The 19,286-nt window shown below is 51.3% G+C and carries 19 protein-coding genes, 1 tRNA gene and 1 other RNA gene; 19 read left to right on the top strand and 2 right to left on the bottom strand.

Going from position 1 to position 19,286, the window contains the following annotated elements; all coding sequences use genetic code 11:
* Positions 1–22: 22 nt before the first annotated feature.
* The 4 genes from trxB (at position 23) to whiA (ending at position 3,962) form a co-directional block, all read left to right on the top strand.
* Complete coding sequence (trxB, locus tag C792_RS0102655) at positions 23–967, top strand: thioredoxin-disulfide reductase (protein ID WP_017547894.1); 945 nt, start codon at positions 23–25, stop codon at positions 965–967.
* 174 nt (positions 968–1,141) lie between these two features.
* Positions 1,142–2,026: an RNase adapter RapZ gene (gene rapZ / locus C792_RS0102660; protein ID WP_017547895.1), complete on the top strand. Its 885-nt coding sequence runs from the start codon at positions 1,142–1,144 to the stop codon at positions 2,024–2,026.
* Positions 2,013–2,993 (top strand): gluconeogenesis factor YvcK family protein, encoded by a 981-nt coding sequence (locus tag C792_RS0102665; RefSeq protein ID WP_017547896.1) that lies wholly within the window; start codon positions 2,013–2,015, stop codon positions 2,991–2,993. The genes rapZ and C792_RS0102665 overlap by 14 nt, the downstream gene beginning before the upstream one ends.
* 24 nt (positions 2,994–3,017) lie before the next feature.
* The gene (gene whiA / locus C792_RS0102670) at positions 3,018–3,962 is read left to right on the top strand and encodes a DNA-binding protein WhiA (RefSeq protein WP_017547897.1); all 945 of its coding nucleotides are present in this window, start codon (positions 3,018–3,020) and stop codon (positions 3,960–3,962) included.
* A 52-nt stretch (positions 3,963–4,014) separates the two neighbouring features.
* Here whiA and C792_RS0102675 read toward each other — a convergent pair whose 3' ends face one another.
* Both C792_RS0102675 and clpP read right to left on the bottom strand, forming a co-directional pair.
* Entirely contained in the window at positions 4,015–4,938 is a 924-nt protein-coding gene (locus C792_RS0102675; RefSeq protein ID WP_017547898.1) for a TIGR01777 family oxidoreductase, read from the bottom strand.
* Positions 4,939–5,137: 199 nt separating this feature from the next.
* Positions 5,138–5,734 carry an ATP-dependent Clp endopeptidase proteolytic subunit ClpP gene (clpP, locus tag C792_RS0102680; RefSeq protein WP_017547899.1) on the bottom strand — a complete coding sequence of 199 codons (597 nt, stop codon included), beginning with the start codon at positions 5,732–5,734 and terminating at the stop codon, positions 5,138–5,140.
* 179 nt (positions 5,735–5,913) lie between these two features.
* Here clpP and C792_RS0102685 point away from each other — a divergent pair.
* The 15 genes from C792_RS0102685 (at position 5,914) to ssrA (ending at position 19,178) form a co-directional block, all read left to right on the top strand.
* A tRNA-Arg gene (locus tag C792_RS0102685) sits at positions 5,914–5,985 on the top strand.
* 22 nt (positions 5,986–6,007) lie between these two features.
* Positions 6,008–6,793 (top strand): threonine/serine exporter family protein, encoded by a 786-nt coding sequence (locus tag C792_RS0102690; RefSeq protein ID WP_017547900.1) that lies wholly within the window; start codon positions 6,008–6,010, stop codon positions 6,791–6,793.
* An 11-nt stretch (positions 6,794–6,804) separates the two neighbouring features.
* Complete coding sequence (locus C792_RS0102695; protein WP_017547901.1) at positions 6,805–7,257, top strand: threonine/serine exporter family protein; 453 nt, start codon at positions 6,805–6,807, stop codon at positions 7,255–7,257.
* A 2-nt stretch (positions 7,258–7,259) separates the two neighbouring features.
* Positions 7,260–7,520 carry a glutaredoxin family protein gene (locus tag C792_RS0102700; protein WP_017547902.1) on the top strand — a complete coding sequence of 87 codons (261 nt, stop codon included), beginning with the start codon at positions 7,260–7,262 and terminating at the stop codon, positions 7,518–7,520.
* A 130-nt stretch (positions 7,521–7,650) separates the two neighbouring features.
* Positions 7,651–8,670: a sugar-binding transcriptional regulator gene (locus C792_RS0102705; protein ID WP_017547903.1), complete on the top strand. Its 1,020-nt coding sequence runs from the start codon at positions 7,651–7,653 to the stop codon at positions 8,668–8,670.
* Between the two features lie 30 nt (positions 8,671–8,700).
* A complete protein-coding gene (gene gap, locus C792_RS0102710) occupies positions 8,701–9,705 on the top strand; it encodes a type I glyceraldehyde-3-phosphate dehydrogenase (protein WP_026090194.1) in 1,005 nt (334 codons plus the stop codon).
* Between the two features lie 100 nt (positions 9,706–9,805).
* Positions 9,806–10,993, top strand: a complete 1,188-nt coding sequence (locus C792_RS0102715) for a phosphoglycerate kinase (RefSeq protein ID WP_017547905.1) — start codon at positions 9,806–9,808, stop codon at positions 10,991–10,993.
* A gap of 36 nt (positions 10,994–11,029) precedes the next feature.
* A complete protein-coding gene (gene tpiA / locus C792_RS0102720; protein ID WP_017547906.1) occupies positions 11,030–11,785 on the top strand; it encodes a triose-phosphate isomerase in 756 nt (251 codons plus the stop codon).
* Positions 11,782–13,308 (top strand): 2,3-bisphosphoglycerate-independent phosphoglycerate mutase, encoded by a 1,527-nt coding sequence (gpmI, locus tag C792_RS0102725; protein WP_017547907.1) that lies wholly within the window; start codon positions 11,782–11,784, stop codon positions 13,306–13,308. The genes tpiA and gpmI overlap by 4 nt, the downstream gene beginning before the upstream one ends.
* A 66-nt stretch (positions 13,309–13,374) precedes the next feature.
* Positions 13,375–14,676: a phosphopyruvate hydratase gene (gene eno, locus C792_RS0102730; protein WP_017547908.1), complete on the top strand. Its 1,302-nt coding sequence runs from the start codon at positions 13,375–13,377 to the stop codon at positions 14,674–14,676.
* Between the two features lie 189 nt (positions 14,677–14,865).
* Positions 14,866–15,096 (top strand): preprotein translocase subunit SecG, encoded by a 231-nt coding sequence (gene secG / locus C792_RS0102735; RefSeq protein WP_017547909.1) that lies wholly within the window; start codon positions 14,866–14,868, stop codon positions 15,094–15,096.
* Positions 15,097–15,188: 92 nt separating this feature from the next.
* On the top strand, positions 15,189–15,932 hold the full coding sequence (locus C792_RS0102740) for an alpha/beta hydrolase (protein ID WP_026090195.1): 744 nt from the start codon (positions 15,189–15,191) through the stop codon (positions 15,930–15,932).
* A gap of 16 nt (positions 15,933–15,948) precedes the next feature.
* On the top strand, positions 15,949–18,270 hold the full coding sequence (rnr, locus tag C792_RS0102745; protein ID WP_017547911.1) for a ribonuclease R: 2,322 nt from the start codon (positions 15,949–15,951) through the stop codon (positions 18,268–18,270).
* Positions 18,271–18,276: 6 nt separating this feature from the next.
* Positions 18,277–18,741, top strand: coding sequence for an SsrA-binding protein SmpB (gene smpB, locus C792_RS0102750; RefSeq protein WP_017547912.1), 465 nt, complete (start codon positions 18,277–18,279; stop codon positions 18,739–18,741).
* Between the two features lie 75 nt (positions 18,742–18,816).
* Positions 18,817–19,178: a transfer-messenger RNA gene (ssrA, locus tag C792_RS14725) on the top strand.
* Positions 19,179–19,286 lie beyond the last annotated feature (108 nt).

Raw genomic sequence — 19,286 nt, forward strand, 5'->3', positions numbered from 1 at the left:
AAGAGACAAAGGAGTAATGATCATGGCTGAAGAAACTATTTATGATGTCGTCATCATAGGTGCAGGTCCGGCGGGAATGACGGCTGCGGTATACGCATCGCGTGCAAACCTGAAAACAGTGATGCTCGAGCGCGGCATGCCGGGCGGACAGATGGCGAACACCGAAGAGGTCGAGAACTTCCCGGGATTCGATTTCATCACCGGGCCGGAACTCTCCACCAAGATGTTCGAGCACTCCCAGAAATTCGGGGCTGAATATAAATACGGTGATATAAAATCCGTTGAGATCGACGGGGATATCAAGATTCTGAGAACGGGTACCGAAGACATCAGGACCAAAACGGTGATCATCGCGACAGGCGCGGAATACAAGAAGGTCGGCGTCGATGGTGAAGACACACTCGGCGGGCGCGGCGTGAGCTACTGTGCAGTGTGTGACGGCGCGTTCTTCAAAGAGAAGGAACTGGTTGTCATCGGCGGCGGGGATTCCGCAGTCGAGGAGGGTGTATTCCTCACCAAATTCGCAAGCAAGGTGACGATCGTCCACAGAAGGGACGAGCTGAGGGCGCAGAAGATCCTGCAGGACCGTGCCTTCAAGAACGATAAGATCGACTTCATCTGGGATACGGAAATTCAAGCCATCAATGGCGACAGCAGGGTGGAGAGCGTCACACTGCTCAACAAGAACGACGGTTCAATCTATGATTTCGATGCGGATGGAGTATTCGTCTATGTCGGCATGAAGCCGCTGACGTCACCGTTCGAGTCCCTGGGCATACTGAACGACCTGGGGTATGTCAATGCAAACGACGAAATGGAGACGCCTATACCGGGAATCTTCGCAGCAGGCGATGTCCGTGACAAGACGCTCCGCCAGATTGTCACAGCGACGGGCGACGGAAGCATAGCGGCGCAGAATGCGCAGCATTATATTGAAAAACTTGCAGATATGCAGGAATCCAGATAACAGACGGCAGACCCTCCGGAGCGCATCCGGAGGGTCTGTTCCGTGGCGGGGGAGCTGAGCCCCTCCATTGAAAAGGGAGCTTCCGGATAGTATCATAATATATTGCCATAATCTTTTTAAAAGACGGGAATTAGTGTAAAGTAGCCTTAAGAATATCAGGAGGGTGTGGGATGAGTGAAAGAACTTAAAATTTTGACCGGGATGAGCGGTGCGGGTAAATCCGTCGGCATCGAGGCACTGGAGGATATGGGGTATTTCTGTATCGACAATCTGCCGCCGATCCTGCTGCCGAAAGTAGTGGAGCTCATGGAGACTGCGGATGGCCACATGTCCCGTGTGGCACTTGGCATCGATCTTCGTGGCAAGGAGTTTTTTGAAAGTCTCATTTCAGAAATCGAAGAACTCCGGGACAACAATGAGATTGCACTCGAAATCATTTTCATCGATGCCTCGGATGAGACGCTTGTGAAGAGATACAAGGAAACAAGGCGTGCCCATCCGATTGATAATACATTGAATGTACTCGATGCCATCCATGTCGAACGCCGCCTCCTTTCCGAGTTGAAAGGCCGTGCGAACAAAATCATCGACACGTCTGAGACGACTGAAAAAGAACTCAGGAATAAAATATTCGAGCACGGCAGTGGGGAAAACCAGTCTCCGTTCAACGTCAATATCATGAGTTTCGGCTTCAAGAACGGCATCCCGATCGATGCGGACCTTGTATTCGACGTACGCTTCCTGCCGAATCCCCACTATGTAGATGCGCTCAGGCCGCTGACCGGGCTGGACAAGCCGGTTTCCGATTATGTGATGAAGTGGAAGGAAACGCGGACATTCTACACCAAACTGCTCGATCTGTTGAAATATATGCTGCCGCAGTTCATGAAAGAGGGTAAATCCCAGGTGGTCATTGCCATCGGCTGCACAGGGGGACAGCACCGTTCAGTCACTCTTGCTGAACAGCTTGCAAAGGACCTCTCTGAGCCTTTCGACTTTAAAATGAAGGCGGTGCACAGGGATGCGCCGGTTGAGAGCAAACCTTATGAAGAAGATTAAAATCACCCTGGTCGGCGGCGGCACCGGCCTCAGCGTACTGGCAAGAGGACTCAGACAGTACCCTGTGGACATTTCGGCAATCGTTTCGGTGGCGGATGACGGCGGATCGACGGGCATCATCCGCGATCAGATCGATATGCCGGCGCCGGGGGATATCAGGAACGTAATGAGCGCTCTCAGTGACGTGGAGACGAAGCTTGAGAATCTGTTCACCTACCGGTTCAACAAGGATGCCCTCGGCGGCCATGCACTCGGTAACCTGATGCTGGCTGCAATGTACGACATGACCGGCGACTTCGCCGTGGCTGTTGAGGAACTGAGCAAAATACTGAACGTCAAGGGGACCGTCATCCCGTCAACGAACATCAGTCCGAAGCTTGCGGCCCGCATGAAGGACAACTCCATCATCGTGGGTGAGAGCTACATCCCGGAAGTCCAGCAGAAAATCGAGGAAGTCTATCTGATTCCGAACGACACTGTCGCAACCCCGGAAGCGATAGAGGCAGTGTGGGAATCCGATGTCATCGTCTTCGGTCCCGGCAGCCTCTACACAAGCATCATGCCGAACCTCATACCCGCCGGAATGAAAGAGGCGATCATCAATTCAAGCGGTATAAAGGTCTATGTATCGAACATCATGACCCAGGTGGGAGAAACCGTGGAGTACACCGCGGCTGATCATCTCGAAGCGATCAATTTCCATATGGGCGAGCGTGTAATGGACTTCATCATACTGAACAATCAGAATATCAAAGGCCGTATATCCGGCTACTATGACAGGAACGGCATGACTGTTGTGGACAGCGACAGCCGCCGCCTTGAAGAGATGGGCGTCAAGATAATAACCGATTACCGGCTGGTTCATATTGATGATCAGGGTGCGGTGAGACACAATAACAAAGTGCTTGCAGAGAAAATCTATGACATCGCTTTGAAGGAGATAAGCACTTTGCAGTACAGGAAATGAGATAATATTTAAGGGCGTGATTGCATGTCATTTGCTTCTGACATGAAGAACGAATTGACAAGGATTGAAGTGGATACGTGCTGCATGAAAAGTGAGCTTTCCTCATTGATCAAGATGAACGGCGCGCTCAGTCATTTTGACGGGGACTGGATCATCAACATCCAGACTGAAAATGCGGCGATCGCTAGAAGGATATTCAGTCTCATCAAAAATGTGTACGGGGTGGAAATAGAACTGCTGGTGCGCCGGAAGATGAAGCTGAAGAAAAACAATGTATATATATGCCGGATCAAAAAGGACAGCCGGATGGTGCTCGAGGATCTCGATATCATGCATGCAGGCAAACTCTCCCACGAAATCAGCAAAGAGATCAAGTCGAAGGAATGCTGCATCAGAAGCTACCTCCGCGGTGCGTTTCTTGCGGGCGGCTCCGTAAACAATCCGGAAACCTCGGCGTACCATCTTGAGATCTTTTCGATGTATGAGGAGCATGCGGAAAGTCTCGCCGAGCTGATGAACGGCTATGAGCTGAATGCTAAATGCATCGAACGCAAGCGCGGGTTCATAACATATCTGAAGGAAGCGGAGAAGATTGCGGAATTCCTCAGTCTGATCGGCGGCTACCAGGCCCTTCTGAAATTCGAAGACGTCCGCATCGTGCGCGATATGCGCAACTCGGTGAACCGGCTGGTCAACTGCGAGACCGCCAACCTCAACAAAACCATCGGTGCCGCGATGAGGCAGGTGGAGAACATCCAGTTCATCGATTCGGAGATCGGACTGGAGGAACTCCCTGACCGGCTGCGGGAGATAGCCAGGCTGCGCGTGGAGCATCAGGAGGTTTCTTTGAAGGAGCTCGGTGAGATGATGTCCACCGGTGCAATCTCAAAATCGGGTGTGAACCACAGGCTGAGAAAGCTTGACAAGATTGCGGAAAAGCTGAAAAAAGGTGAAGCTGTCACATTTTGATGCCGGCATGAAGAACCACCCCGGGCGTATGTATACCCGGGGTGGTTCTGCTTTACGCCTTGGCCGCCGCCCCCTCTTCGAACAAGTCTTCAAGGGCGATTTCAAGCGTCGGAAAGATGAATTTGAAGTCATGTTCCATCAATACTTCCGGCTTGACATACTGGCCTTTCAATATCAGCATGGACTGCTCGCCCAGCACTTTCTCGATGAGGAATCCGGGGACTTTGACGAAACTGGGTCTGCCCAGCGCTGCAGCCAGGTATACGGAGAACTGCTTCTGCCTGTGCGGCGTCGGTGCAGTCATGTTCACAGGGCCTTCGATGTCTTTATTGACGCCGGCGAAGAGCAGCGCGTTCAACAGATCATCGACATGGATCCAGCTGTACCACTGGTTTCCGCTGCCGAGCGTGCCGCCGGCGCCCAACCTGTATGGCATAGCCATTTTCGGCAGGGCGCCCTGTTCGCTGTCGAGGATCAGGCCGAACCTTGCCAGCACCACACGCACGCCGTGTTTGGAACACTTCTGCGCCTCCCTCTCCCATGCGGTGACGACAGAAGACAGGAAATCGTGGGGGGCGAAGGCATCCTCTTCGTCAAAACGGGCACTTTCACTCACCGGATAATAGCCGATTGCACTCGCATTCACGAGGACATCTGGCGTGGTCTCAGCCTGTTCGACCCATCTGTTGAGCATGCGGGTCACATCGATCCTCGAATCGAGGATTTCCTGCTTATGGGCGTCCGTCCACCTGTGCTGGAGAGATGCCCCCGCAAAATTATAGATGATGTCGATATGCTTCGGCATGTCCGCCATCCATGTATCATCATCCGGATTATACTTTATATAGTGCAGGTAGGGATGTTCGGAAGTGTGATTCCCACGGGAAAGTATATATACATGATCATGTTCCTCCTTGAGAATTTCAATCAGCTTCCCGCCGATGAAGCCGGTACCGCCTGTAATCAGTACATTCATAATATAACGCCTCCTCTTACATACAGTATAACCCCGATGATAATCCGGTAATCAGGAAATGATGAAAAAATTGACGGAGAGGACGGTATGCTGTCCGGGCGGAGGTTTTCAATATGCGATGAAACCGGCGGCGCCCGCACAGATACATAAAAAGAGCAGACCCCCGAAAGGGGATCTGCTCTGTCCGGAAATGAAAAGCTTATTTGCTGTCGAGTGCTTCCGGTTCCATCACTTCGTCGACGAGGCCGTATTCTGCGGCTTCTTCGGCTGTCATGAAGTTGTCACGGTCCGTGTCTCTTTCGATTTTATCGAGTGGCTGACCTGTGCGTTCTGCAAGTATCTTGTTGAGTTTTTCGCGTGTTCTCAGGATGTGCTTGGCGGCGATTTCGATTTCTGTCGCCTGACCCTGTGCACCGCCGAGCGGCTGGTGGATCATGACTTCTGCGTTAGGCAGTGCGAAGCGCTTGCCTTTTGCACCGGCTGCGAGCAGGAATGATCCCATTGATGCCGCCATGCCGAGGCAGATTGTCTGTACGTCAGGCTTGATGTGCTGGATGGTGTCATAGATTGCCATGCCTGCTGTTACACTGCCGCCCGGCGAGTTGATATAAAGGTAAATATCCTTCTCCGAGTCCTGGGCCTGCAGGAAGAGCAGCTGGCTGACTACTGAGTTTGCAACGTTATCATCAATGCCTGTACCGATCATGATGATCCTGTCTTTAAGCAGCCTCGAGTAGATGTCATAGGCGCGTTCACCGCGGTTTGTCTGTTCAATGACTGTAGGAATTAAATTCATTTATTCTACCTCCTGAAAATATTCATATCACTAATGCGCTAATTATGTTATACCATATTAGTCAAATAAGGTCAAAAGAAAATGCTCGGAATGAACATTGCAGAAAGGGTAAATTTATCTCTTTCATTCAAGTGGAATTATTGCTATACTGTATATGTTTTCATTGCTTATAAAAACGTACCCCCGTGGTGTAATGGATAACACGTAAGATTCCGGTTCTTAAAATGGGAGTTCGATTCTCTCCGGGGGTGTAATTGAATCGAGGTGGGCCGTGTGAATGGCGAACTTGAGATCATTGAAGCTCCAGACAGAGTCTACAGTGAAGACTTTGTACGGGATGTATTTTACATTGCGATAAACAGTGGGAAAATACTGCTGGAAAATGGAGCGGAGACCTATCGTATCGAAGACACGATGCTGCGCATCGCGTCAAGCTACGGTATTGAAAATGCTCAGGTGTTCGTCACTCCCACGGTCATTATTTTTTCTATGAACGATTATGCGCTGACACAGACGGTCCGCATAGAGGAGCGTGCGAACAATTTGGAGAAGGTGGACAGCATCAACAACCTTTCCCGCAGTATATCAGACGGTCTGCCGCTCAAAGCGGCCATAGAGCAGCTGGAGACGATCCATGAAGCGCGGATGTTCCCGTTCTGGCTTGTCGTACTCTCGGGCGGCATCATCGGTGTCATGTTCCTCTATCTGTTTGAAGGTGTATTGGCCGATGTGCCGGCGGCCTTCCTCGGAGGCGCCGGCGGTGTGCTGATATTGGAGGGCATACTCCGGTATACAAAGCTCAAATTCTTCATCGAGTTCTTTGCCGCATTGTTCATCGGCATCGTGAGCGTCCTCTATGTGGGAGCCGGGCCCGGGCAGATGCTGGATACGATCGTCATCGCCAGCGTCATGCCGCTCGTGCCGGGTGTGCTGATTACAAATGCGATACGTGAGATGATCCGCGGACATCTGCTTGCCGGCATCGTCAAAGGTGCGGAAGCGGCGCTTACGGCGATTGCAATCGGTGCCGGCGTCGGCCTTGTATTCATGCTGTCATAGGAGGGGGACGAATGATTTATATCTATCAGCTGATTGCCAGTTTCTTCGCTTCAGCCGGCTTCGGGATACTGTTCAATGCGCCGAGGCGCGCACTCATAAGCTGCGGTGCCACCGGGGCGGTCGGCTGGATCGCATTCTATCTCTTCCAGGAGGGTGGGACGGATGCAGTCCTTGCGTCATATATGGGAGCCCTCTTCCTGACGGCTGTGTCCCTTTTCAATTCCAGGAGGATGAAAATGCCCGTCATCATCTTCATCACCTGCGGCATCATTCCGCTTGTGCCGGGCGGTACGGCATATGAAGCGATGCGGCACGTGGTCATGAACCGGTATATAGAGGCACAGGAGTACGCATTCCAGGCGGCACTCGTGTCAGGTGCGATAGCGCTTGGCATCATCAGTACGGAAATGGCCGACCAGGTCTTCCGCACGGTGAAAAACAAATTCGGCAGGAAAGGGGCTTAGGCATGATAGAGCTCGTTTATTATACAAGGAAGAATTGTCAGCTCTGCGATGATGGACGTGAACAGATCAAACTGGCATTGTCGGAACTCAGGTACAATAAAGTGAAACTGACATCATTCGACATAGATGAGAATGACCAGCTCCAGGAGGAGTATATGGTGCGTGTACCCGTGCTCAAACATGAGGGCGAAGTCGTGCAGGAAGGTCTCATCGACTTTGTTCAGGTCTATGATTACTTAAAGGAATATTTGGGTAAAAGGTGAATGTGAATCAAAGTTGCCCGGGCAGAAATAATTGCATTTTTTAATATATGTGCTATATTAAACATGTAGTTATTTTTTTGTCCCTGGTGGGACGAAATAAGTCTCACAGTGGCGAGAGGTGTTGATGCCCATGTGGCAGAGATTGTTGGATATTCAAAGACGCATCGCTCCCGAAGCCATAGATGAGCTTTTAAAACGTTTTGAGCTATTGAAGCGGATAGAAGCGAATCAGCCAATCGGCAGGCGTACGCTTGCCAGGAAGTTGGACCTGACTGAGAGAATACTGCGCAGGGAAGTGGACACGCTCCAGTCCCTCGGACTGATCCTGATTGATAAAAGGGGCATAACCGTGTCGCAGGCGGGTATTGATGTAATGGACGAACTGTCCCCCTACATCACGACGATTGACCGCCGCAGCGATCTTGCACGCGGTCTTCGGGAAAAGTTCGGGCTTAAGGACTTTTTCATCGTGAACGGAGATGCGGACCAGAGTCCCGAACTGCAAAAGGAATTGTCCAAAATGATGGCCGAAGAACTTCAGAAGATATTTTTCGACGGTGCAGTCATATCCGTCGCAGGCGGATCCACGATGGCGAATGTGGGAAACTACCTGATGCCGGCGGTTGAAAAACTGCTGTTTGTACCGGCAAGAGGCGGACTTGGAGAGGAAGTGGGCAATCAGGCCAACTCCATAGCAAGCCGTCTGGCAACCGCAACAGGCGGCGGCCACAAAGTGCTGTACGCCCCGGATAATGTCGGGGAGAACGTGCTGGAATCACTTAAGCTCGAGCCGGCGGTGAAGGAAGTGACGGAACTGAACCAGGCATCCGATTTTGTGCTCCATGGCATCGGCGAGGCATTTACGATGGCCAGGCGACGCAACGTCTCAGAGGATGTACTTGACCAGCTCCGTGAAAAGAGGGCTGTCGGTGAGGCATTCGGCTATTATTTCAATGCTGAAGGTGACATTTTGCGCAAAGTGAAGACCATCGGCCTTCAACTTGAAGATCTTGAAAGCAAGCAGTCGGTTCTCGCAGTTGCAGGTGGCAGCAGCAAGAAAGAGGCAGTGCGGGCATACATGAAGATTGCCCCGAAAAATACACTGCTGTTCATCGATGAGACAATCGCAGAGTATTTGTTAAATAGCTAAACAGCTTATATATAATCAAGGAGGCCATATATTATGGTAAGAGTAGCAATTAATGGATTTGGACGTATCGGAAGACTTGCAGCCAGGGTGATTCAGAATTACGACGACATCGAAGTGGTAGCGGTCAATGATCTGACTGATGACGATTTCCTCGCACATCTCATGAAATATGATACAACTCAGGGACGTTTCGAAGGTGAGCTCGAACAGATCGAGGGCGGATTCAAGATCAACGGCCAGGAAGTGAAATCATTCAACCAGAAAGATCCTGCACAGCTTCCATGGGGTGACCTGGACATCGATATCGTGCTTGAGTGTACAGGTTTCTTCACAGATGAGGAAGGTGCAAGGAAACACATCGAGGCAGGCGCCAAGAAAGTGCTTGTATCCGCACCTGGTAAAGGCAACATGAAGACAATCGTCTTCGGCGTGAATGAAGATGTGCTTGATGGTTCCGAAGAGATCGTCTCAGCAGCTTCATGTACGACAAACTGCCTTGCACCTGTAGTCAAAGTCCTGAATGACAAATTCGGACTCAATCATGGTCTCATGACAACAATCCACGCATACACCGGCGACCAGAACACATTGGATGCACCGCATCCGAAAGGCGACTACCGCCGTGCGCGTGCTGCAGCGATGAACATCGTTCCAAACTCAACAGGTGCGGCGAAAGCGATCGGACAGGTCATCCCTGAACTCGACGGGAAGCTTGACGGCGGTGCCCAGCGTGTACCGGTGGCAACCGGCTCACTCACTGAAGTGACAGCTGTCCTTGATAAAAACGTAACAGTGGATGAAGTGAACGAAGCGATGGCAGCGGCGAAAAACCCTTCATTCGGCTACACTGAGGATCAGATTGTTTCTGCTGACATCATCGGAATCACTGAAGGTTCCCTGTTTGACGCGACCCAGACACGCGTAATGGATGTGGACGGAAAACAACTTGTACGTGCCGTTGCATGGTACGATAACGAAATGTCTTACACTTCCCAGCTTGTAAGGACACTTCATCACCTGGTGACGAACAAATAATTCTTTAATCCAGAACGGGCGGGGAACCGCCCGTTTTTATTTTATTTAGATTTGTACAATGGGTATAATGGAAGAGAATAAAAGTATTGGAGGCAAGACGATGAAGAAAACTGTAGAAGATGTAGAACTGAAGGGCAGGAAGGTATTGCTCCGTGCAGACCTCAACGTCCCTATGTCAGACGGAGACATCACGAACGACAACCGCATTGTTCAGGCACTCCCGACGATTGAATACGTGCTCGATCAGGGTGGACAGGTCATTTTATTCTCCCACCTCGGCAAAGTGAAGGCGGAAGAGGACAAAAAGGAGCTTACGCTCCAGCCTGTTGCCGAAAAACTTTCCGAGAAGCTGGGCAAAGAGGTGGTGTTCGTCCCCCACACGCGGGGAGAAGAGCTTGAGAATGCAGTCAGTGCGCTCCGTGACGGGGAAATCCTGCTCTTTGAGAACACCCGTTTTGAAGACCTCGACGGAAAGAAGGAAAGCGGCAATGATCCGGAGCTCGGAAAATACTGGGCTTCCCTCGGGGATGTTTTCGTAAACGATGCATTCGGTACAGCACACCGCAGCCATGCATCCAACGTCGGAGTCGGCTCCAACATCGAAACTGTTTCCGGCTATCTCATGCAGAAGGAAATTGATTTCATCGGTGGTGCCATTGATGCACCTGAGCGTCCGTTCGTGGCAATTCTCGGCGGCGCAAAAGTTTCGGACAAGATCGGGGTCATCGAAAATGTACTCTCCAAGGCGGACAAAGTGGTCATCGGCGGCGGGATGGCCTACACATTCCTCAAAACACAGGGGAAAGAGATCGGCAAGTCACTGCTTGAGGAAGACAAGATCGAGCTCGCCGGCTCCCTGCTTGAGAAGGCGGGGGATAAGATTGTCCTGCCTTTGGATGTTGTAGCAGCGGACGACTTTGCACCGGATGCAGCACACGCAACGGTTTCCGTCGATGAAATCCCTGCGGATAAAGAATGTCTGGACATCGGTGAAGGCAGCATCAATGCATTCAGGAAAGTGCTCGCCGGCGCCCGCACAGTCGTCTGGAACGGGCCGATGGGGGTATTTGAAATGGAAGCATTTGCGAAAGGCACAATCGGCGTATGCAGGGCAATTGCCGAACTCGAAAGTGCGACGACGATCATCGGCGGCGGTGATTCCGCAGCAGCGGCGATGGAACTCGGATATGCGGATGATTTCTCCCATATTTCAACCGGCGGCGGCGCTTCACTGGAGTATCTTGAAGGCAGGGAGCTGCCGGGACTAACGGTCATAGATGACAAATAGCAGCAAATGGAATCAAATGATACTAGGAGGATGTATATGAGAACGCCATTTATAGCAGGTAACTGGAAGATGAACAAAACAGTTTCAGAAGGTGATGCATTCATTGACGCACTCGGCACACTGCCGAAGAAGGACGAAGTGGAAAGTGCCATCTGTGCACCGTTCATCCACCTCCCTTCACTCGTGGCAAAAACTGAGGGTTCAGAGCTCGGCATCGGTGCAGAGAACAGCCATTTCGAGGACAGCGGTGCATTCACAGGGGAAGTATCCCCGGCAATGCTTGAAGACCTGGGTGTGAAATATGTCATCGTCGGCCACTCCGAACGCCGTGAACATTTTGCTGAAACGGACGCAACTGTCAATAAGAAAGCGCATGCCCTGCATGCGAAAGGACTTGTACCGATCATCTGCTGTGGTGAAACGGACGAGGAACGGGAAGGCGGCAATGCCGAGTCCCGCGTGAAAGACCAGGTGGCCAAAGCGCTCGAGGGCCTGTCCTCAGAACAGGTCAAAGCATCTGTCATCGCATATGAGCCGATCTGGGCGATCGGTACTGGCAAATCGGCCACAAGTGCTGATGCGAATGAAATGTGCGGTCATGTCCGCGCAACTGTTGCCTCCCTCTATGATCAGGAGACAGCGGATCGGATCCGCATACAGTACGGCGGTTCCGTGAAACCCGCAAACGTTGAAGAATACATGGCGCAGGAGCATATTGACGGTGCACTTGTCGGCGGTGCCTCCCTCGAGCCTGAATCCTTCATGGCGCTCGTTGCAGGTGCCAGGCAATGACCGGACCGGTTGGACTGATCATCCTTGACGGCTTCGCCAACAGGGATGAAGTGAAGGGGAATGCGGTCAAGGCTGCCGACAAGCCGAATTTCGACCGCTTCTTTGAGAAATACCCGCATAATGAATTGTCTGCATGCGGCCTTGACGTCGGCCTTCCGGAGGGTCAGATGGGCAACTCGGAAGTCGGTCACCTCAATATCGGGGCCGGGCGCATCGTCTATCAAAGTCTGACACGCATCAACAAGTCCATCGCAGATGGCGATTTCTTCGATAATAGAGTCCTGCTCGATGCCATGGATCATGTGAATGACAACGACAGCTCGCTGCACGTGATGGGACTTCTGAGTGACGGCGGTGTCCATTCCCATTATGAGCATATGTTTGCGATCCTCAAAATGGCGAAGGAGAAGGGGCTTGAACGTGTCTATGTCCATGCCTTCCTCGACGGACGTGATGTGAACCAGGAATCAGCACTGGAATATGTCGAAGAGTCGGAAAAGCAATTCCGGGAAATCGGTATCGGCGAGTTCGCAACAGTCAGCGGCCGCTACTATGCAATGGACCGCGACCAGAGATGGGACCGTGAGGAAGTTGCCTACCAGGCAATTTCCAATGGTAAAGGTCCGCGTTTCGACTCTGCTGCAGAAGGTATCCAGGCGAGCTACGATGAAGGCATCTCTGATGAATTCGTCAAGCCGTTCGTCATCTTCGATCACAGCGGGGACTATGACCACGGCGTGATGAGTAATGATGCCGTCATCTTCTATAATTTCCGTCCGGATCGCGCAGCCCAGCTGTCCGAAGTCTATACGAACGAAGACTTCATGGGTTTTGAAATCGACAGGAAATATTCCGATCTGAAGTTCGTCACATTTACAAAATACAGTGACAATGTGCGTGCTGATGTCGTATTCGAGAAAGAGGACATCAATAATACCATCGGTGAAGTGGCCGCAAAAGCCGGCAAAAATCAGCTCCGCATCGCTGAAACTGAAAAATATCCACACGTGACCTATTTCATGAGCGGCGGCCGTTATGATGAATTCGACGGTGAGCGCAGGGTGCTTGTGGATTCACCAAAAGTGCCGACATATGATCTGCAGCCGGAAATGAGCGCATATGAAGTCAGAGACAGATGCATGGAGGAACTTGCCAAAAAGGACCTTGATCTCATACTTCTGAACTTTGCCAACCCCGATATGGTGGGGCACAGCGGCAAGCTCGAACCGACCGTCAAGGCCATTGAAGCAGTGGATGAGTGCCTCGGGCCGATCGTTGATGAAATCATCGGCCAGGGCGGCACGGTGATCATTACAGCCGACCACGGCAACTCGGATGAAGTCACGTCTGCCGACGGCAATCCGATGACGGCGCATACGACAAATCCGGTGCCTGTCATTGTCACGAAGGAAGGTGCTGAATTAAGGGGCGGCGGCAGACTTGCCGACCTTGCACCGACACTTCTCGACCTGATGGACCTTGAAAAACCCGGAGAGATGGACGGCGAGAGCCTGATCATATAAAGTTTGTAATATCTTTATCAATCCCGGATAATAAAACTATAAAACCAATTAAAAGGAGATCTGGATATGCCATTAATTACAGATGTTTATGCACGCGAAGTACTCGACTCCCGCGGGAATCCGACAGTTGAGGTGGAAGTTCTTACAGAAAGTGGTGCTTTCGGCCGCGCACTGGTACCATCCGGCGCCTCTACTGGTGAATATGAAGCAGTGGAACTCCGCGACGCAGATGAAACGCGCTACCTTGGAAAAGGTGTGGAGAAAGCTGTTGAGAACGTCAACGAAAAAATTGGACCGGAGCTTGTGGACGGTGACTTCAGCGTACTCGAGCAGGTTTCCATAGACAAGATGATGATCGCGCTTGACGGCACGGACAACAAGGGCGAGCTCGGCGCGAACGCCATCCTTGGCGTCTCCATGGCTGTTGCCAAGGCGGCGGCGGACTTCATGGGTCAGCCGCTCTATAAATATCTCGGCGGATTCAACGCAGTACAGCTCCCTGTACCGATGATGAATATCATCAACGGCGGAGAGCACGCCGACAACAACGTGGATATTCAGGAGTTCATGATTATGCCGGTAGGGGCGGAATCCTTCAAGGAAGCCCTCCGCATGGGTGCCGAGATCTTCCACAGCCTCAAGAAAGTGTTGAACGAAAAAGGCTACAACACAGGTGTGGGCGACGAAGGCGGCTTCGCTCCGAACCTCGGTTCCAACGAAGAGGCTCTCTCCACGATCATCGAGGCAGTGGAGAAGGCGGGATACAAGCCGGGCGAAGAGATCCGTCTTGCAATGGATGCGGCATCAAGTGAATTCTATGATGCAGATACAGGCAAATACGAACTCAAAGGTGAGGGCAAATCGTATTCTTCGGAAGAAATGGTCAACTGGTATGCGGAAATGATCGACAAATATCCGATCATCTCCATCGAGGACGGGCTGGATGAAAACGACTGGGAAGGAACAAGGCTCCTTACAGAGAAACTTGGATCCAAAGTGCAGCTCGTTGGTGACGACCTGTTCGTTACAAACACGGAAAAACTCGCACGTGCAATCGAAGAGGGTGTCGGCAACTCCATCCTCATCAAAGTGAACCAGATCGGTACGCTTACAGAAACTTTCGAAGCGATCGAAATGGCCAAGCGCGCAGGCTACACTGCAGTCATCTCACACCGTTCAGGTGAAACTGAAGATACGACGATCGCAGATATTGCAGTTGCAGTCAACGCCGGCCAGATCAAAACAGGTGCACCATCCCGTACAGACCGTGTTGCCAAATACAACCAGCTGCTCCGCATCGAAGACGAACTCTTCGAAACAGCAAAATATGACGGAATCTCCTCCTTCTACAACCTGGATGAGAAGTAACCGTTCTGATACTCTGGACACACCGGCTGCGGCCGGTGTGTCTTTTGCGTTATCCGGACATCGCAGGCAGCGGCGGCAGTCATCGAAATACCGCTGTATCGACTGTGCGGGAAGGTCTGGGGGAGGTTTGCAAAAATACTCTAAATCTGTTAATATTCTTAGTGTTAATATTTATGGAGGGATTACCACATGCAAACAGTTCTCATTGTGCTACTGATCATCGTTTGTATATCTTTAATTGCAGTGGTATTGCTACAGTCAGGGAAAAGCGCCGGCCTCTCAGGTGCAATCAGTGGCGGTGCAGAGCAATTATTCGGTAAACAAAAAGCGCGTGGCATGGATCTTGTGCTTCACAGGGCGACAGTCATCCTGTCACTTTTGTTCTTCATGATCATGCTGCTGCTGACATATTTAGGCTGATGGATCCACCCCCTAGCAATAGGGGGTTTTTATTTTATAAGTGGGTAATTTGACGTACAATGAAATTAACGAAGTGAAAGTAGGGTATAACTATGAAGATACAATTGCCAAAACCGTTTTTCTTTGAGGAGGGAGAGAAAGCTGTGCTTTTGCTCCATGGATTCACAGGGAATTCATCGGATGTGAGGCAGCTCGGACGGTACCTCCAGAAACAGGGTATCACTTCCTATGCCCCGCATTACGAAGGCCACGCCGAACCTCCTGAAAACCTTCTCCAGTCGAGTCCCCATGTGTGGTGGTCCCAGGTGCTCGAGGCGTATGATTTCCTGAGGGAAAAGGGATATGAAAACATTTTCGTTGCGGGACTCTCCATCGGCGGTGTGTTTGCACTGCGTCTTGCGACTGAGCGGGAAGTGATGGGTGTAGCCACCATCTGCAGCCCGATGTATCTCAAGGACCGTGAGACGATGTATGAGGGTGTGCTCGAGTACGCGCGCGGCTTCAAAGAGATGGAAGGGAAGGCGGCGGACGTCGTGGACAAGGAAATGTCCCGCTTCGAGCCGACCGGCATGCTGGATGAAATACGTGACATGATCAGCCTAGTGGACGGGAAATTGGATGATGTGTTCGATCCGCTTTTCATCGCCCAGTCGGAAAAGGATGAAATGATCAACCCGGATTCGGCGAATATCATCTATGATGGGACATCGACTGACGAAAGTGAGAAGGAATTGAAGTGGTACCCCGAGTCGGGCCACGTATTGACGATAGATGTAGAGAAGAAGGAGTTATTCGAGGATCTGCATCACTTTATGAACCAGTTGGACTGGAATTGAAACAGGAGGCGAATCCATGGGTAACTACAGAGAACAGATAATGGGAATCATACGGGCGGATGACTACAAGCCGATGACAATGGATGGTTTCCAAAAAGAGCTTTCTGCATATGAATCGGAGGATTTCAAGGAAATGGTGAAGGACATGGTTTCGCTTGAAGAATCCGGGGAAGTATTCAGGACGAAGAAAGATAAATATATGAAGACAAGTGAAACGAATCTTGTAAAAGGCAGGCTCTCGATGCACAAGAGGGGATTCGGGTTCCTCCGTCCCGAAGATGGGGAACTTGAGGATGTTTTCATCCCCCCGAACGCGATAAACGGTGCACTCGACGGCGACACGGTGCTCGTTGAAGTGCACAAATCAACACGCGCGGGTGACGAGAGCGACAAGCAGGAAGGAACAATTTCGAGCATACTGACGCGCGGCATCACGCGTGTGGTCGGTGAGTACAAACCGAGCAGGAATTTCGGCTTCGTGGTGCCTGACTCCCAGAAGATCATCGATGACATCTTCATCCCGAAAAAGCAGAATCTGGGCGCAGTAGACGGCCACAAAGTGCTTGTGGAAATCACGAAATACCGTGAAGGCGAGGATAATCCGGAAGGCCATGTCATCCAGATCCTCGGCCACAAGAACGATCCCGGTGTGGATATACTGTCGATCATCTATCAGCACGGCATCGAAATCGACTTCCCGGAAGAGGTGCTGAAGGAAGCTGAAGAGGTGCCGGAGACGATAGAAACCGGAGAACTCGGGGGACGCACGGATCTGCGCGATGAATTCACCATCACCATCGACGGTGCGGATGCGAAGGACCTTGATGATGCCGTGGCTGTGAAGAAACTTGGCAACGGCAATCATGAGCTGACAGTCAGCATTGCTGACGTCAGCTATTATGTCAAAGAGGGGTCTGCACTCGATACGGAGGCCTATGACCGTGCGACGAGTGTCTATCTGGTGGACCGGGTCATACCGATGATCCCCCACCGTCTGTCGAACGGCATCTGCTCGCTGAATCCGCATGAAGACCGTCTGACGATGAGCTGCCGTATGGAGATTGACCGGAACGGGAAAGTGGTGAATCATGAAATTTTCCAGAGTGTCATCCACTCCGACCGCAGGATGACATATGATGCGGTCAATAAAATGCTCGTGGACGAAGATCAGGCAGTGATCAGCATGTTCGAGGATGTATACCCGATGCTCCGGGAGGCCGAAGAACTTGCACAGATACTGAGGAACCGCAGGGAAGCCCGGGGCGCGATAGATTTCGACTTCAACGAGGCACAGGTGCTTGTCAATGAGGACGGCTCCACGGGTGATATCGTCCTCAGGACACGTTCGGTCGGCGAGAAGATGATCGAGGAGTTCATGCTCGCTGCCAACGAGACGGTCGCGGAGCACTTCCGCTGGATGGAAGTGCCGTTCCTGTATCGTGTTCACGAAGATCCGAAAGAGGAGAAACTCAGACAGTTCTTCGAATTCATCACGAATTTCGGCATCGTCGTAAAAGGCAAGGGAAATGAAATCCATCCGAGGGCGCTCCAGGAAATCTTGGAAGAGGTGGAAGGACGTCCGGAGGAAATGGTCATCAGTACGCTGATGCTCCGCTCCATGCAGCAGGCGCGCTATGCAGAGGACAACCTGGGCCACTTCGGCCTGTCCGCCGAGTTTTATACGCACTTCACATCACCGATCAGACGTTATCCCGATCTGATCGTACACCGGCTGATCAGACAGTATCTGATCGAAGGCAGGACGGACAGGAAGACGATAGACAGGACAGCGGAATACTTGCCGGATGCGGCAGAACACACATCCGACAGGGAACGCCGAGCCCAGGACGCGGAACGTGATACGGATGATCTGAAGAAGGCGGAGTATATGCTTGAGCATGTCGGTGAGACTTTCGAAGGCGTCATATCCGGCGTAATGAACTTCGGCATGTTCGTCGAACTGCCGAATACGATTGAAGGACTGGTCCATGTGTCGAACCTGACAGATGATCATTACCAGTATCAGGAGAGGCACCTTGCACTCATCGGGGACCGCACAGGGAAGGTTTACCGCATCGGTGACCCGGTGGAAATCGAAGTGATGGATGTGAATCTTGCGGAAAAACTCATCGACTTCAAAGTGGTCGGCATGCCTGAGCGCGCACCGAGGGAAAAACGCAGCCGCCCTGTTGAAATCAAGGCCAAAACCAAACCGGAAGGCAAGGGAAAAAACGGGAACAAGGAAGGAAAGAAACGCTCTGATAAAGGGAATACCAATAAAAAACCTTTCTACAAAGGTGCAAAACATGCGGCAAAAAAACGCAAGGGAAAGAAGTAATGGGCAATGAAAAAGACAAATGACAGACCGCTTGCTCAGAACAGGAAGGCAAGCCACGATTATACGATAGAAGAGACGATTGAAGCAGGGATTGAACTGAAGGGAACGGAGATCAAGTCGATCCGGCGCGGTTCTGCCAATCTGAAGGATGCCTATGCCCGTGTCTACAAAGGGGAGATGTATGTGTACAACATGCACATCGCCCCTTACGAGGAGGGTAACCGCTACAATCATGATCCGCTCAGAACAAGGAAACTCCTTCTGAAAAGAAAGCAGATTGACAAGCTTTACGGCATTTCCAAGGAAACGGGCTATGCGCTCATCCCACTGAAGCTGTATATAAAGAACGGCTTCTGCAAAGTGCTGCTCGGTGTTGCAAAGGGTAAGAAGAAGTATGACAAGCGTGAAGATCTCAAGCAGAAACAGATGAAGCGGGATATCGCCCGTGCCATGAAGGACCGCAGCCGGTAGAGCAGGTTTGATTTCTCTCCTTGAATCTGTTATAATGGCTGTCACGCCTTATAAGGAGGCGACCCTTTTAAATCCGGGGACGTTCCGGATTCGACAGGGGCTGTTTGGGCATTTTAAGCGTGCCGGAGGTTTCGTCTCCGCAAAAACGATACTCAGTTTATAATAACTGGCAAACAAAACAACTTCGCAGTAGCTGCGTAATAGCGCTCTGCATCATCCCCTGTCGTCTCCTGTGCGACCTGACTGGATGATTCAACCTTAGCAGGATACGCACCCGGTCTTCCGTCTGCAGACTGGGTGAAGAGATTAATCAGACTAGCATGGTATGTGGTTCGTCCATTACCGTCAGCCATGCGAAATTAAAATATGGACTACGCACGTAGAAAGAAATGTATCAAGGTCTCTGGACGCGGGTTCGACTCCCGCCGTCTCCATCAGATGATGCTTAACCCGAGCGGTTAGGCATTTTTATTTTCTGCTGTCTTCTAGGGTTCAGGGTCTGCAGATCGATACATATCTTTTTTCAAATCGCATTAAGCCGGAGG

The organism is Salinicoccus carnicancri Crm, from assembly GCF_000330705.1.
Taxonomy (GTDB): domain Bacteria; phylum Bacillota; class Bacilli; order Staphylococcales; family Salinicoccaceae; genus Salinicoccus; species Salinicoccus carnicancri.

What these genes read in the sequence shown, in the direction of transcription:
- trxB (WP_017547894.1), top strand. Translation starts at nt 23, where the DNA reads ATGGCTGAAGAAACTATTTATGATGTCGTCATCATAGGTGCAGGTCCG.
- C792_RS0102665 (WP_017547896.1), top strand. Translation starts at nt 2,013, where the DNA reads ATGAAGAAGATTAAAATCACCCTGGTCGGCGGCGGCACCGGCCTCAGC.
- whiA (WP_017547897.1), top strand. Translation starts at nt 3,018, where the DNA reads ATGTCATTTGCTTCTGACATGAAGAACGAATTGACAAGGATTGAAGTG.
- C792_RS0102675 (WP_017547898.1), bottom strand. Translation starts at nt 4,938, where the DNA reads ATGAATGTACTGATTACAGGCGGTACCGGCTTCATCGGCGGGAAGCTG.
- clpP (WP_017547899.1), bottom strand. Translation starts at nt 5,734, where the DNA reads ATGAATTTAATTCCTACAGTCATTGAACAGACAAACCGCGGTGAACGC.
- C792_RS0102695 (WP_017547901.1), top strand. Translation starts at nt 6,805, where the DNA reads ATGATTTATATCTATCAGCTGATTGCCAGTTTCTTCGCTTCAGCCGGC.
- C792_RS0102700 (WP_017547902.1), top strand. Translation starts at nt 7,260, where the DNA reads ATGATAGAGCTCGTTTATTATACAAGGAAGAATTGTCAGCTCTGCGAT.
- C792_RS0102705 (WP_017547903.1), top strand. Translation starts at nt 7,651, where the DNA reads ATGTGGCAGAGATTGTTGGATATTCAAAGACGCATCGCTCCCGAAGCC.
- C792_RS0102715 (WP_017547905.1), top strand. Translation starts at nt 9,806, where the DNA reads ATGAAGAAAACTGTAGAAGATGTAGAACTGAAGGGCAGGAAGGTATTG.
- tpiA (WP_017547906.1), top strand. Translation starts at nt 11,030, where the DNA reads ATGAGAACGCCATTTATAGCAGGTAACTGGAAGATGAACAAAACAGTT.
- gpmI (WP_017547907.1), top strand. Translation starts at nt 11,782, where the DNA reads ATGACCGGACCGGTTGGACTGATCATCCTTGACGGCTTCGCCAACAGG.
- eno (WP_017547908.1), top strand. Translation starts at nt 13,375, where the DNA reads ATGCCATTAATTACAGATGTTTATGCACGCGAAGTACTCGACTCCCGC.
- secG (WP_017547909.1), top strand. Translation starts at nt 14,866, where the DNA reads ATGCAAACAGTTCTCATTGTGCTACTGATCATCGTTTGTATATCTTTA.
- C792_RS0102740 (WP_026090195.1), top strand. Translation starts at nt 15,189, where the DNA reads ATGAAGATACAATTGCCAAAACCGTTTTTCTTTGAGGAGGGAGAGAAA.
- rnr (WP_017547911.1), top strand. Translation starts at nt 15,949, where the DNA reads ATGGGTAACTACAGAGAACAGATAATGGGAATCATACGGGCGGATGAC.
- smpB (WP_017547912.1), top strand. Translation starts at nt 18,277, where the DNA reads ATGAAAAAGACAAATGACAGACCGCTTGCTCAGAACAGGAAGGCAAGC.